Genomic DNA, 13591 nt, shown 5'->3' with positions numbered 1-13591 from the left:
CACCCCTGTCTTGAACAAACGCGACATACACTCCCGGCGTGCAGCGAGACCCACGGGAACTCGGCGGTGCGTGGCGGACCTCGCAACGCCACACCTTCACCGAGCCGCCCGCCGAGCTGGCGGGATACGTGGAACGGTTCTGGGCGGTCGCCTGGAATTACGACCGGCCCTACCGCCAGCTGGTCGTACCGCTGCCCAATGTCCACCTCACCTGTCGGGACGGACGCGCCGAACTGCACGGCCCGTCGTCCTCGCACGTGTATCGCGAGCTCTCCGGCATCGGCTCCGTGTTCGGGGTCACCTTCCGGCCGGGAATGTTCCGGCCGTTCCTCGGCGCATCCGTCGCGTCGTTGCGCGACCGGACGATCGACGCCACAACGGTTTTCGGACCCAGCGTGACAAGTCTCACCGATGCCGAAGCTGCCTGCCGGTTCCTCGAAGCCCGGCTGCCCGAGTCCGATTCCCGCGCCGATCTCGCGGCGCGGGTGGTGGCCGGTATCGCCGCCGACCCCACCGTGACCAGGGTCGACGAGGTGGCGGATCGGTTCGGGACCACGGTGCGCGGGCTGCAGCGGCTGTTCGCGGAATACGTCGGAATCAGTCCGAAATGGGTGATTCGGCGGTATCGGCTGCGGGAGATCACCGAGCGCCTCGCGACCGGGGAGGAGGTCGACTGGGCGAGGCTGGCCGCCGACCTCGGATATGCCGACCAAGCCCACCTCAGCCGGGATTTCCGCACTGTTTTCGGGGAGCCGCCGACGGGTTACGCACAGCGATACGACGGCTTCGGCGGCTGACGATCGTCGGGCCGGGGCCGCGGGCGGCCGGCCCCTACAGTGGAAAATATGTCGACGTTCGAGCGGCATCCGTCCACCGTCGCGGACTACGACGACGCGCGACGGCGGGCACGGCTGCGTGAAACCCGGGTAGGACTCCGGCGCTGGGGGCGCGTCCGGATGATGGCGATGCGAGCGGTGGGGGTGGTCCTCGTCGGGCTCATCGTGTTCGCCCAGTACTGGAAGTACGACGTGATGCCCGAGCGGGCTCGGCTCGAACAGACCGCACCCGATCTGCTGCCGGTGTCGTTGCCCGCCGACTCCCGGGATTGGGACACCGCGGTGGTCGATCTGGTCGGTCTCGGCGGGGTGAACGCCGTCCCGACCGCGTCGGCGCTGCCCGTGCTGAACCGGCTGGGCGTGGTGTGGGCGGTGCGTTACGACGACGCCGGTATCGACACCAAGGTCATCGCCGACATGATCGTGCGTGCCGCCCGCTACGGCGCCGTGCGCAATATCGTGCTGGTGGGGCACAGCATGGGCGGGGTGGTCGCGCTCGAGGTGGCCCGCCACATCCACCTGGGCAGTGACCGGCGATTGGTCGGGGTGGTTCTCGACTGCACGCCGATCGACCTCCACGCCGTTCGTCCCGAAAGCCGCAGTCGCGGAGCCGAACTGCTGCGTTGGACCGGCTGGCTACCGGGCGCGCGGGAGAGCAGGCTGCTGCGCTTCACTGTCGAAATGGCGGCCAGGCGTGAACGTTTCACCGTGCCCGGTGCTCCGCTGCCCGGGATCGACTTCGGTGCACTGCGCGAGGTGGCCGAAGAAGTGCTGCGCGACAAGATCTTCTCCGAGAACGCGGCGAGCAACGGCCTGATCGAATCGCAGTTCCTGGCCATCGTCGCCGGCGGTGGCACCGCCGATCTGCGGGCGCTCGCCCGGCCGAACCCCGATCGCGAAAGCCCGGCGATCGTGTTCATCCGCCCCGGCGACGCCGCGCGCGACGACGTCGTCGATGTCGAGTACTCGCGCCGGGTGCTGGCCGAGCACGCGGGCGGAGTCGACGGCAACCTGCTCGTGGTGCGGGCGAACGGAACCGGTCACGCCAACCCGATACAGCGACCGCGCGAATACAACGCCGCGATCGAGTCGCAGGTGCTGCCGTTCCTGTTCCGCTATCAGCAGGCGGTCCGCGACCGCCGGTGAGGAATCAGCGCACCCGGGAGCCGAGGATGGTGCGCACCCCGGCGATGAACAACTGCAGGCCGAAGTCGAATCGCGCGGTGGCGTCCGGTGTCTCGAACAGGGGAGTGTTGTCGGCGGGCAGGGCGCCCACCGAGTCCATCTGCATGCGCGACTGCTCGTCGACGGTCTGGCCGAGCACGTAGTACAGCAGGGTGTAGGCCGTGAGCTCGGCTTCCTCCCTCGTCATGCCTGCCCGGATCACGATGCCCGCCAGCCGTTCTCGCGCCTTGCTCGTGGTCAACCGCGACGCGTAGGTCGCCGAGACCAGCTCGGCGCCGTCACGGTAGGCGAGCAGGCAGTCGCGCAGCCGATGCGCGAGCTCGGTGAGCTGCTCGGGCCACTCGGTGGCGGCGATCGGCTCGTCCATGGGTGCGAGGATCCGGTCGGCCACCGCACCGAGTAGGGACTGCTTGTCCTTGACGTGCCAGTACAGCGCCCCCGGCTGCACCTGCAGCGACCCGGCCAACCTGCGCATCGTCAGATCCGCCAGCCCGTACTGATCCAGAATCGTCACCGCGGCATCGACCACGTCCGTCTTCCGCAGCTGCACAGGTGTCCTTCCGCCGATTCGCGACCCGAGTGTCGTGACTCACTACTTCCCGCTACCCTATCCTGAACACCGTTCAAGTTGCACGGCCACCACCACCATCACCAGCGGCGCGTGCACGCCCCCGACGAAGGGACATCACGTCGTGACGCAGGCACCCGTCCGTACCGACATTCTCGCCATCGCCCGTGAGCAGGTGCTCGAGCGCGGCGTCGGCCTCACCGAGGAACAGACCGTCGAGGTGCTGCGCCTGGGCGACGACCAGCTCGAAGCGCTGCTCGAGCTGGCCCACGAGGTCCGCATGAAGTGGTGTGGGCCCGAGGTCGAGGTCGAGGGCATCATCAGCCTCAAGACCGGCGGCTGCCCCGAGGACTGCCACTTCTGCTCGCAGTCGGGCCTGTTCCAGTCGCCCGTGCGCGCCGCCTGGCTCGACATCCCCAGCCTGGTCGAGGCCGCCAAGCAGACCGCCAAGACCGGCGCCACCGAGTTCTGCATCGTCGCCGCCGTGCGCGGGCCCGACGAGCGGCTGATGGCACAGGTCGCCGCCGGTGTGGAGGCCATCCGCAACGAGGTCGACATCCAGGTGGCGTGCTCGCTGGGCATGCTCAACCAGGAGCAGGTCGATCAGCTCGCCGCCATGGGCGTGCACCGCTACAACCACAACCTCGAGACCGCCAAGTCGCACTTCCCGAAGGTCGTCACCACCCACACCTACGAGGAGCGCTGGGACACCCTGCGCATGGTCCGCGAAGCCGGCATGGAGGTGTGCTGCGGCGGCATCCTCGGCATGGGCGAGACCATCGAGCAGCGCGCGGAATTCGCCGCGCAGCTGGCCTCGCTCGAACCCGACGAGGTGCCGCTGAACTTCCTCAACCCGCGCCCCGGCACCCCCTTCGGTGACCTCGAGGTGCTGCCCGCCGCCGACGCGCTGCGTGCCATCGCCGCGTTCCGGCTCGCGCTGCCGCGCACCATCCTGCGTTTCGCGGGCGGTCGCGAGATCACCCTCGGCGACCTCGGCGCCAAGCAGGGCATGCTCGGCGGCATCAACGCGGTGATCGTCGGCAACTACCTGACCACCCTCGGCCGGCCCGCCGAATCCGACCTCGACCTGCTCGGCGAACTGAAGATGCCGATCAAGGCGCTCAACGAAACGCTGTAAATCGCTGTGTACGATCGGGAATCGACCAGGGCCGACACGGCGACCGAGGAGGTGACCGCCATGGACGAACGCTACAACCCGTTCACGGGCAAGCGGATCGTGCCAGGGCTCGACGACGCGATGCCTGCGGCCGCCGCGCTCGGGCTGGAACCGCCACGGTTCTGTGAGCACTGCGGGCGCCGGATGGTCGTGCAGATCAGCCCCGACGGCTGGTGGGCCAAGTGCTCGCGGCACGGCGTCACCGAATCGGCCCAGCTGGAACGCCGGTAGTGGACGCGGTGAGCGAGCCACGGCCGCAGGTGCTGCGCCGCGAGGTGATCGGCGTCGGTGCCGTGATCGTCGCCGTTCTCGCGGTGAGCGCCGCCGCCGGTGTGGTGTGGGGTCTGCTCGCACCGACCGAACGGTTGCGGGTGACCCAGCCCGGCCGGGCCGCGGTGCTCACCGGGGAGAGCATGCATCTGTTCGATGCTGTCGGCATGTTCCTCTGTATCGGTGCGGCGGTGGCGGTGCTCACCACGATCGCGGCCTGGCGGGTGCGGATCGTGCGTGGGCCCGCGCTCGTGCTCGGACTGCTGTTCGCCTCGGCACTCGGTGCGGCGATCATGATGTGGATGGGGGAATGGGTTGCGGGCCTGCGGTATCCGCGGCCCGATGACCCGCCTGTCGGCCAGATCATCGCCCTGCCCGCCGAAATCGGTACGGACATGGCGCTGCTCGTGCAACCGTTCCTCGCCGCGCTCGTGCTGCTGTTCCTCGCCGCCCTGCATCCCGCCGCCGACCTCGGGTCGGGAGCGGCGGGGCTGCTCGGCGATCTGCGCCCCGCCGATTTCGACGACGACGAGGACTATCGCCTGCCCTACGGAGCCGAACAGTATCGGCCCAGCGGCGATTTCGACCCGAGTTCGCAACCTCGCGGCTGAGCCTCACCACCGCGCTACCATCGGCATATCGGCAGGTAGAGAGACTGCGCGCGGCTCGAGAGGAGCAGTCGTGGCATTCATCGGTGGTGGTCCCGTCGTCGAGGGGATCGATGCGAAATTCTGGCGGCTCACCCAGCCGCTCACCTATCGAGGTGCGGTCGAAACTTTCACCGTGCCCGCGGGATTCCGCACCGACTTCGCCTCGGTGCCCCGTGCGCTCGTCTGGCTCATACCCCGCTACGGCGCCTACACCCGCGCGGCGATCCTGCACGACTATCTGTGCCGCACAGGTGAAGTCGGGCCGGCGGATGCCGACGGACTGTTCCGGCGCAGCCTTCGGGAAGCCGGTGTGTCGATCCCGCGCCGCTGGATGATGTGGGCCGCGGTGCGATTCGGTTCGCGCCTGCGTGGGGCGACAGCGGGCGATGTCCTCGGCTGGTTCCTGATCGCGGTGCCCTCGGTGCTGTTCGTCGCCGTCCCGGTCGTGGTGGTGACCACCGCACTCGTGGTGTTCTGGTTCGTGGAGCTGCTCTTCTGGGCGGTCGGCCGGGTCGCCACCCGCAGCGAGGTTCCGCCGCCCGCGCCCCAGATGAAAACGGCCTGACCCGCATCCGTGCGGGCCGGTAAATCGGTGGATTCCGTCGGACCCGCTGCCTACCCTGGGGACGACGAATTTCGGGGGAGGACCTGGACATGAAGACCGAAGACAAGCAGGCGCCGACCGAGCGGCCCGATCTGGCGGCTTGGCGCAAGCGCCACGCACTGCGCAGTTCGTCCGCGGCGACCGCGGTGCCGAGTGGCCGCACCTATCGACGCTCCACCAAGCACCGTGATCGGCGCTACGAATCCTGACGGCTACGCGGCTTCGCGGGTCAGCACCACCAGCGGCAGCGGCTTGTCCACCTTGGACTGGTAGTCGGCGAGCAGGGGGTTCTCGCTGAGCGCCCAGGCGGCGAACTCGTCGTACCGCTCGCCGGTGAGCACGTCGGCCCTCGCCGGGAACTTCTCCCCGCCGAGCTCGATCGTCACACTCGGGTTCGCCTTGGCGTTGTGGTACCAGGCCGGGTACCGGTCCTCGATAAACGAACTCACATACAGCACATCGCCCCGATACAGCGCACCGAGCGGAACCACATGGGGCTTACCGCTTTTCGCGCCCGTGGTCGTGAGCAACAGCAGGGTGGCGCCCGCGTAGTCACCGCCCACCTGGCCGCCGTTCTCCCGGAACTCGGTGATGACGTCGTCGTTCCAGCCGGTCATCTCCTCGGCCGAGAATTCCTTGTTCCAGGGGGCATCCGGATCGTCGTAGGAGGTGACTTTTTTCGTATCCGCCGCGTTGTTGTCCATGCGAGCAGTGTGACAGCGACCACCGACAAGTTCGGGCCGTCGACGGCTTCTGCCGAGGTCAGGTCGGTGGGCGAAGAGCGGCGAATTCGTCGGTGACGCGCAGGCCCGAGTCGGTGAAGCGGTAGAGGGCGGCGGGGCGCCCGCCCGCGCGGCCGGAGGGTGCCGTCGCACCGGTGGGGGTGATGACCTTGCGGCGGGTGAGGACGCGCTGGAGGTTTGTGGTGTCCACGTCGTATCCGAGTGCGGCACAGTAGATTTCACGCAGCGTCGACATGGTGAAGGTGTCGGGGGCAAGGGCGAAGGCAATATTGGTGTAGGAGAGTTTGGCGGCCAGGCGGGTACGGGCGTGGTCGACGACGGTGCGGTGGTCGAAGGACATGTCCGGCAGATTCGACACCGGGTGCCAGGTGGTGTCGGCGGGTAGTTCGGGTTCCGTGGTCAGCGGGACCAGGCCCAGATACGCCGAGGCGATGCGCCGCGGGGCGGGCACGCGGTCGGGGGCGCTGAACACCGACAGCTGCTCGAGGTGGGCCAGTTCGCGCACATCGACCTTCTCGGCGAGCTGACGCCTGGCCGAGGTGTCGAGATCTTCGTCGTCGCGCAGCCTGCCGCCGGGCAGCGACCACGTTCCCTTCTGCGGATCGAGCGCGCGTTCCCACAGCAAGACCGCCAGCTCGGGGTGCTTACCGTTTCTACCTGCGGAAACGTCGGAACCGAAGCGGCGAACCTGGAACACCGCGGTGAGCGATTCGTGGATGGTGTTACTATGGGGCACGTTTTCGATTCTAAGTCGAAAACCTGGTTTGGTGCGAATCGTGGCGCGGATGCCGCTCGCACGAGGAAGGGAGCCACCATGGCGACGACGACTACGCAGCCGACGCTGATGGGTTCGGTCTTCGACGGACCCGGCGGATACGCGGGTGTCGAAGCGACGCCGGAGTGGGCGAAGGAGGTGCGGCGGCTGGCGCGCGAGCGCAACGCCACCATCCTGGCGCACAACTACCAGCTGCCCGAGATCCAGGACGTGGCCGACCACGTCGGCGACTCGCTCGCCCTCTCGCGGATCGCGGCCGAGGCGCCGGAGGACACCATCGTGTTCTGCGGTGTGCACTTCATGGCCGAGACCGCCAAGATTCTCAGCCCGGCCAAGACCGTGCTCATCCCCGACCAGCGCGCGGGCTGCTCGCTGGCCGACTCCATCTCCGCCGAGGAACTGCGCGCCTGGAAGGCCGAGCACCCGGGCGCGATGGTGGTGTCGTACGTGAACACCACCGCCGAGGTGAAGGCGCTCACCGACATCTGCTGCACGTCGTCGAACGCCGTCGACGTGGTCGCCTCGATCGACCCGGACACCGAGGTGCTGTTCCTGCCCGACCAGTTCCTCGGCGCGCACGTCAAGCGGGTCACCGGCCGCGAGAACATGCACATCTGGGCCGGTGAGTGCCACGTGCACGCGGGCATCAACGGTGACGAACTCACCGAGCAGGCCCGCACCCACCCGGACGCCGAACTGTTCGTGCACCCGGAGTGCGGCTGCGCCACCTCGGCGCTCTACCTCGCGGGTGAGGGCGCGTTCCCGGCCGAGCGGGTGCACATCCTCTCGACCGGCGGCATGATCGACGCGGCCAAGGCGTCCACGTCGAACCAGGTGCTGGTGGCGACCGAGGTGGGCATGCTGCACCAGCTGCGCAAGGCCGCGCCCGGCATCGATTTCCAGGCCGTGAACGACCGCGCTTCCTGCAAGTACATGAAGATGATCACCCCCGCCGCGCTGCTGCGCTGCCTGGTGGAGAACGCCGACGAGGTGCACGTCGACCCGGCAATGGCCGAGGCCGGTCGCGCGTCGGTGCAGCGGATGATCGCGATCGGCAATCCCGGCGGTGGGGAGTGATCTCCCCGGCGCGATCGAGCGGATAGACGATCATGAACGTCTCGTGGGAGGCCGAGGCCGACCTGGTGGTGATCGGCGGTGGCGTCGCCGGGCTCACCGCGGCCCGTACCGCCTCGCTGCGCGGGCTGCGGGTGCTCACCCTCAGCAAGGGCGGCCCCACCGACACCTCCACCCAGTACGCGCAGGGCGGCATCGCCGTTGTGGCGCCGCAAGGTGATTCGGTCGACTCGCATGTGCACGACACGGTCGAGGCCGGTGCCGGGCTGTGCGATATCGACGCGGTGCGCTCGATCGTCGAGGGCGGTCAGGCGGCGATCGCGGCACTGACCGACCTGGGCGCGGTCTTCGACCTCGGCCGTGACGGGCAGATCTCGCGGACCCGGGAGGGTGGGCACAGCACGCGGCGCATCATTCACGCCGGCGGTGACGCCACCGGCGCGGAGGTGCAGCGGGCGCTCAATGCCGCCGGGCTGCCGGTGCTCTTCGGTGCCGCCGCGCTGCGGGTGGTGACCGGTCCGGAGGGCGTGTGCGGTGTTGTCGCGGTGTCGGACAACGGTTTCGGCGTGGTGCACACACCCTCGGTGCTGTTGGCCACCGGTGGGCTCGGGCAGCTCTACGCCGCGAGCACCAATCCGCCCGGAGCCACCGGTGACGGGGTGGCGCTGGCGCTGTGGGCGGGAGCGGCAGTGGCCGATCTCGAGTTCGTGCAGTTCCATCCGACGGTGCTCTTCACCCCCGGTGGGGTCGGGCGGCGGCCGCTGATCAGTGAGGCCGTGCGCGGTGAGGGCGCGAGACTTGTCGACTCCCACGGTGATTCGGTGACCGCCGGGGTCCATCCTCGTGGTGATCTCGCACCGCGTGACGTGGTTTCGCGGGCCATCGCGGCGCGGATGCGCGCGCTCGGTACCGATCACGTGTTCCTCGACGCGCGTCATCTCCCCGGTTTCGCGCAGCGGTTCCCGACGATCACCGCATCCTGCCTGGCCGCGGGTATCGATCCGGCCCAACAGCTGATTCCGGTCGCGCCCGCCGCGCATTACCAGTGCGGTGGAGTATCGACCGATACGTACGGGCGCACCGAAGTGCCCGGGCTGTACGCGGCGGGCGAGGTCGCCAGGACCGGACTGCACGGGGCGAACCGGTTGGCGTCCAACAGCCTGCTCGAGGGGCTCGTCGTCGGTGAACGTGCGGGCGCGTCCGCCGTCGAACGCCTTGGCGTGCGGGCTCGGGTTACGGAGATCGGTTCGTGGACAGCCGAATTCGCTGAGCGGGCGGTTGTGCAGCAGGCGATGACCGAACATGCCTCGGTGGTCCGTGACGGGGACGGTCTGGCGCACGCGCTCGAGCGCATCGAGGCGGCGATCGGGACTGTGACGGTGCCGGATCCCGTTGCCGGTGACGTGCGGCTGCCCGCTTCCGACGTGGTGTCGGTACCCGGTTCGGCCGGGCTGGCCGACTCGCGCGGAGTGATGCAGTCCGAGCCCGGTCTGGCTTTCGGGGACGCCGGTCGGTGTGGTCCCGGTCAGCAGGTGGGCGAATCCGCGTCCGTGTGGGCGCGACATCTGCGGTATGTCGAGGACGCGGCGTTGACCGTCACCGCTCGGGCGCTGTTGCGTGCGGCGGCGGTGCGCGCCGAGAGCCGAGGGTGTCACACCCGCTCGGATCACCCCGATGCGGTCGACGTCCAGCGGCACAGCACGATCGTCCGCCTCGATCCGCAGGGTGGATTCGATGTGTCGGCTATGCCGGCAGCTACCGCGGTGGTTTGCGCGCGATGAGCGTCGTCGGCCGTTCCGATGGCAACCGCAGTGCGGGGAGGTCGTCGACGGTCTTGCGCAGGCCGATCCGTCGATGGCCCCTCGCCGGCGGCCGCTCACGTGGGCGGCGCGGCGAAACCTGTAGTACCCGATGAACTGTGGTGAGGCGATGACCTCCCGCTCGACCCGGCGCGAGGTGCGCCCCGAGAACAGGAGTGCAGCAATGACTCTCGATGCCGCGCTGGACCAGGACGAACTGCTGGCCTTGATCCGTACCGCCCTCGACGAGGACCTGCGATACGGACCCGATGTCACCACGATGGCGACCGTGCCCGCCGACGCCGTGAGCAAGGCGTCGGTGGTTTCGCGACAGCACGGGACCGTGGCGGGTATCGATGTCGGTCTGCTCGTGCTCGACGAAGTGCTCGGCGCGGGCACCTACGAGATCACCGGCCGGGTGGCCGACGGGACCCGGGTGGAACCGGGCACCAGCGTGCTGAGCGTTGTCGCGCCGACGCGCGGTCTGCTCACCGCCGAGCGGACGATGCTCAACCTGGTCTGCCACCTGTCCGGCATCGCCACCGCCACCGCGGCCTGGGTGGACGCGGTCGAGGGCACGCGGTGCCAGATCCGCGACAGCCGCAAAACCCTGCCCGGCCTGCGCGCGCTGCAGAAGTACGCCGTTCGCGTGGGTGGGGGAGTCAACCACCGCATGGGCCTGGGCGATGCCGCGCTCATCAAGGACAACCATGTCGTGGCGGCGGGCTCGGTCGTCGACGCCCTGCGCGCGGTCCGGGAACTGGCACCCGACATCGCCTGCGAGGTCGAGGTCGACAGCCTCGAACAGCTCGACGCCGTCCTGGCCGAGAACGTCGAACTCGTCCTGCTCGACAACTTCCCCCTCTGGCAGACCCAGGCCGCCGTCCAGCGCCGCGACGCCGCCGCCCCCGATACGAAACTCGAGTCCTCGGGCGGCCTCTCCCTCGACCAGGCCGCCGACTACGCGAGCACCGGCGTCGACTACCTCGCCATCGGCGCCCTCACCCACTCGGTGCGTGTTCTCGACCTGGGTTTGGATATGTGAGCTGCCAACAGCGCCGAGGCGCTCGGCGGAGCTCTGCCAGTGCTACGAGCCGAGTGCTTGCTCGAGCTCGCCGCGACGTAGGCGCAGCTCGCGGCGCGCTCGGTTCAGCGGTGAACCGGTGAAGGGAATCCGGTCAAGATCCACCGCAGCAGCCGCGCGGAGCGCGAGTCGTTGCGCCGAAGCCGAGGCTTTGGCCGGCAAACCGATCTCCGTGGCGAAATCTGCCCAGTGCCGGGCGCGCAAGCCCTTGGTCCGACCGGCGATCGGCAGTGCCATGGATTCGTCGTCGTAGATCAAGGTGCAGGGAATGTCGTAGATGGGCGCGATATCCCAGCGGCCCTCGCTGTCCTGAGGGACGCCGACATTCTTCGCGTGCAGGTCGCCGTTGCCTGTCAACCAGGCGAACAGGAACTGTAGGTAGAGGTTTCGTGCCGCGAGGAGTGGGGTGCGCACTACACCGGTGACGGCTGCGACAACCTGGACCGCGTCGACATTGTATTTGGCGGACGGCGGCATACCCAGCAGCTGGGTGGCGTCTTCGAACGCGAGGCGGCGCCAGGCATCTCCCTCGCGAAGGCGGTCGAAGCGGCGGACGAGCAAGCCTGATTGCCCCGCTTTGTCGTGCACAAGATCCCAATCGGCGACTGCGAGTTTCAATGCGCGAGCCGCGGACAGGTGCGTGGCCTCATTCTCGATCAGGTAGGGATACTCCGGCTGTGGGAGTTTCAGGATGAACCGACCGAAGCCGGCTGCAATCGGTGCGCTGATCATGGACGCGCTGGCCTTGTTCTGGACACCGGGGATGGCCTGCCGGTCGACATGATCGATCAGACGGCCGAATTCGAGCTCTCCGGGCGACATGCAGTCGACGAGCGCTGGAACGTCTATCGGGTCTGTGCCGTGGGGAAACACCTGAACGTCACCGGGTGCGTCCGCCCCCACGGCCAGGAGCAGGCTGAGCTCGTCGTCGGCGCTCGTCTTCACCGCGCGGCGAAGCACGGTCAAGCGGTGGCCCTCGGGCAGGAGTCCTGCGAAGAACGGCGGAACGGACCCCGATCCGCTGACAACCGGTGCGGTGTGAAGAGGCAAGGTAGAGGCGAGCGGATCACCGGAGTAGCCGGGTTCGTAGCGAAATTCGGTGCCTCCGTCGGCCGTCCTGCTGATCCTGGCGGCGAGACGGCCCGCTTTGTAGACGTCCGCGCTGCGGGCTCTGCGCAATGCTTCGAAATCGGTCACGGCACCACCGTCAATGTCAGGCCCACAGCGTCGGCCACCGCGGCGACCGTTCCGATACTGGTCGAACCGCGGCCGTGTTCGATATCGCGAACCGTGCGGGTGGAAGTTGCCGCAATCTCGGCGAGTTCCTCCTGGGTCAGTCGATGACGTCGCCGCTCCGCCCGGATCTTCCCGCCGATGTCTTCGAGTGTGCCCACCATCGCCTCCGATCGGCAGAATGTTGCCGAAATGCTCGTCTCGCTCCGAAGCATACGCGCGGCAGCAGGTAATCGGCAATATTCTGCCGAATTCGCAGTTTTCGTCGGTATTCGTCAACATAATGCAGCAAACCGGCAGGATATTGCCGGATGGACAGGCTGTCAGGCCGTGAGTTCGCGTTGGAGGGGGGTGCGGAAGCGGGGGATGGCGCGGGTGGTGCCGAACCAGGTGGTGGTGCGGTCGATTTCGGTGTCGATGAGTTTTCGGGTTTCGGGGGAGACGTCTTCCAGGAGGCGGGTGACTATTTCGCCGTCGGAGCGTTGGGCCCAGCCGCCGACGATGCGGCCGTCGGCCCAGATGGAGGGGCCGATGTTGCCGTTGGTGTCGAAGAGGGCGGGGGCGTGCGGGCCGAGGAACCAGTCGCGGGACTGCCAGCCCATGGGGGTGGGGTCGAGGGCGGGGAGCAGGGCTGCCCAGGGCTCGGGGGTGGGGACAGGGGCGAGGTCGTCGGACAGGATGATGCCGGGTGTGCCGTCGAGATCGACTTCGGTGGTGTCCAAGGGGGACAGGGCCTTTCGGACCTCGCTGAGGGTCCAGCCGGTCCACCACTTCAGGTCGCTGACCGGGGCGGGGCCGAAGGCGTAGAGCCACCGGCGGACCAGTTCGGTGCGGGCAGCGTCGGCGGGCATCGGTGTAAAGCCTTGGGGGAGCCAGGTTTCCACCGGGGACCAGGTGTACTGGCTGCTCGTCCAGCCGCCGTTGGGACGGCCGCGGACGATGCGGCCCTCGGCGCCGAGGATCACCAGGACCCAGGTGGTGATGCTCGTGGGCTTGGAATACGACTTGCCGGGCGCGGTATCGATCTTGGTCTGCAGCCGGGGGACGTCCTTGCCCAGTTGGGCGCCGGTGGCCGCGCCGCGCGCCAGCAGCGCCGCGTGGGTCTCGGCCTCCACCTCGCGCAACCAGGTGTCGACGTCGTCGATCCCGGCCTGCTCGAGATAGCGGCCGTAGGCGCGGCGCTGCTTGTGGGCGAGCGCGTCGCAGGTGGAGGCTTGCAGGACCGGGAGCAGTTCGGTGGGGGCGACGAACATGGTGCGGCGCATGGCGAGCAGACGCAGCAGGGTGCGGTCGGCGTAGAGCGCCTTCTCCACATCCGCCGGGGTGAGGTCGATACCGCGCGCGCCGACCGACAGGAACACCGTCGCGGGGTCGGTGGCGTGCAGGACGACCATCGACCGGGCGATGTCGACCGGGTCGGTGGAGCGGGCGGAGGGGGCGAGGCGATGCCGGATCGCCAGGCGGACCCGCCGCTGCGCGCTATCGATCGAGACCATGGGCCGCATCCTAAGCGGGGGCACCGACAGAAACGCCCGTCCACATAGTGTCCATTTTGTGCAGACCGCCCGGTCACCGTTTTCGCTCCGACGCCCG

General features: G+C 68.6%; 16 protein-coding genes. 10 read left to right on the top strand and 6 right to left on the bottom strand.

Translation table 11 applies throughout. The features are described 5' to 3' along the window. Positions 1-38: 38 nt before the first annotated feature. Complete coding sequence (locus NCO8_RS29485) at positions 39-797, top strand: helix-turn-helix domain-containing protein (RefSeq protein WP_157105162.1); 759 nt, start codon at positions 39-41, stop codon at positions 795-797. Positions 798-845: 48 nt separating this feature from the next. Next, positions 846-1982, top strand: coding sequence for an alpha/beta fold hydrolase (locus NCO8_RS29480; RefSeq protein WP_067644873.1), 1137 nt, complete (start codon positions 846-848; stop codon positions 1980-1982). A gap of 4 nt (positions 1983-1986) precedes the next feature. Here NCO8_RS29480 and NCO8_RS29475 read toward each other — a convergent pair whose 3' ends face one another. Continuing rightward, entirely contained in the window at positions 1987-2571 is a 585-nt protein-coding gene (locus NCO8_RS29475; RefSeq protein WP_067498719.1) for a TetR/AcrR family transcriptional regulator C-terminal domain-containing protein, read from the bottom strand. A gap of 142 nt (positions 2572-2713) precedes the next feature. On the opposite strand from NCO8_RS29475, the gene bioB reads away from it, so the two are divergent. The 5 genes from bioB (at position 2714) to NCO8_RS31985 (ending at position 5499) form a co-directional block, all read left to right on the top strand. After that, positions 2714-3727: a biotin synthase BioB gene (gene bioB / locus NCO8_RS29470; RefSeq protein ID WP_067498720.1), complete on the top strand. Its 1014-nt coding sequence runs from the start codon at positions 2714-2716 to the stop codon at positions 3725-3727. Between the two features lie 60 nt (positions 3728-3787). Further along, on the top strand, positions 3788-3997 hold the full coding sequence (gene bsaP / locus NCO8_RS29465) for a biotin synthase auxiliary protein BsaP (RefSeq protein WP_157105166.1): 210 nt from the start codon (positions 3788-3790) through the stop codon (positions 3995-3997). An 8-nt stretch (positions 3998-4005) separates the two neighbouring features. After that, positions 4006-4647, top strand: coding sequence for a DUF2567 domain-containing protein (locus tag NCO8_RS29460; protein ID WP_225282470.1), 642 nt, complete (start codon positions 4006-4008; stop codon positions 4645-4647). A 70-nt stretch (positions 4648-4717) separates the two neighbouring features. Further along, on the top strand, positions 4718-5251 hold the full coding sequence (locus tag NCO8_RS29455; RefSeq protein ID WP_067644806.1) for a DUF1353 domain-containing protein: 534 nt from the start codon (positions 4718-4720) through the stop codon (positions 5249-5251). 89 nt (positions 5252-5340) lie between these two features. Then, on the top strand, positions 5341-5499 hold the full coding sequence (locus NCO8_RS31985) for a hypothetical protein (RefSeq protein WP_166655832.1): 159 nt from the start codon (positions 5341-5343) through the stop codon (positions 5497-5499). A gap of 3 nt (positions 5500-5502) precedes the next feature. On the opposite strand, the gene NCO8_RS29450 is transcribed toward NCO8_RS31985, so the two are convergent. Both NCO8_RS29450 and NCO8_RS29445 read right to left on the bottom strand, forming a co-directional pair. Continuing rightward, positions 5503-5994, bottom strand: a complete 492-nt coding sequence (locus tag NCO8_RS29450) for a nitroreductase/quinone reductase family protein (protein ID WP_067644803.1) — start codon at positions 5992-5994, stop codon at positions 5503-5505. Positions 5995-6052: 58 nt separating this feature from the next. Further along, the gene (locus NCO8_RS29445; RefSeq protein ID WP_067498728.1) at positions 6053-6769 is read right to left on the bottom strand and encodes an NUDIX hydrolase; all 717 of its coding nucleotides are present in this window, start codon (positions 6767-6769) and stop codon (positions 6053-6055) included. 78 nt (positions 6770-6847) lie between these two features. On the opposite strand from NCO8_RS29445, the gene nadA reads away from it, so the two are divergent. The 3 genes from nadA (at position 6848) to nadC (ending at position 10726) form a co-directional block, all read left to right on the top strand. Continuing rightward, positions 6848-7885: a quinolinate synthase NadA gene (gene nadA / locus NCO8_RS29440; protein WP_067498729.1), complete on the top strand. Its 1038-nt coding sequence runs from the start codon at positions 6848-6850 to the stop codon at positions 7883-7885. A 32-nt stretch (positions 7886-7917) separates the two neighbouring features. Continuing rightward, on the top strand, positions 7918-9663 hold the full coding sequence (locus NCO8_RS29435) for an L-aspartate oxidase (protein ID WP_067644800.1): 1746 nt from the start codon (positions 7918-7920) through the stop codon (positions 9661-9663). A gap of 202 nt (positions 9664-9865) precedes the next feature. Then, positions 9866-10726 (top strand): carboxylating nicotinate-nucleotide diphosphorylase, encoded by an 861-nt coding sequence (nadC, locus tag NCO8_RS29430; protein ID WP_067644797.1) that lies wholly within the window; start codon positions 9866-9868, stop codon positions 10724-10726. 42 nt (positions 10727-10768) lie between these two features. Here nadC and NCO8_RS29425 read toward each other — a convergent pair whose 3' ends face one another. From NCO8_RS29425 to NCO8_RS29415, 3 genes are all read right to left on the bottom strand, one after another. Then, on the bottom strand, positions 10769-11962 hold the full coding sequence (locus NCO8_RS29425) for a type II toxin-antitoxin system HipA family toxin (RefSeq protein WP_067644794.1): 1194 nt from the start codon (positions 11960-11962) through the stop codon (positions 10769-10771). Next, complete coding sequence (locus NCO8_RS29420; protein WP_067498766.1) at positions 11959-12159, bottom strand: helix-turn-helix domain-containing protein; 201 nt, start codon at positions 12157-12159, stop codon at positions 11959-11961. The genes NCO8_RS29425 and NCO8_RS29420 overlap by 4 nt, the downstream gene beginning before the upstream one ends. 162 nt (positions 12160-12321) lie before the next feature. Then, positions 12322-13494, bottom strand: a complete 1173-nt coding sequence (locus NCO8_RS29415; RefSeq protein WP_084457574.1) for a winged helix DNA-binding domain-containing protein — start codon at positions 13492-13494, stop codon at positions 12322-12324. Between the last annotated feature and the right edge of the window lie 97 nt (positions 13495-13591).

The organism is Nocardia coubleae NBRC 108252, from assembly GCF_001612805.1.
Classification (GTDB): domain Bacteria; phylum Actinomycetota; class Actinomycetes; order Mycobacteriales; family Mycobacteriaceae; genus Nocardia; species Nocardia coubleae.
This window is presented reverse-complemented; position numbering and strand designations above follow the sequence as displayed.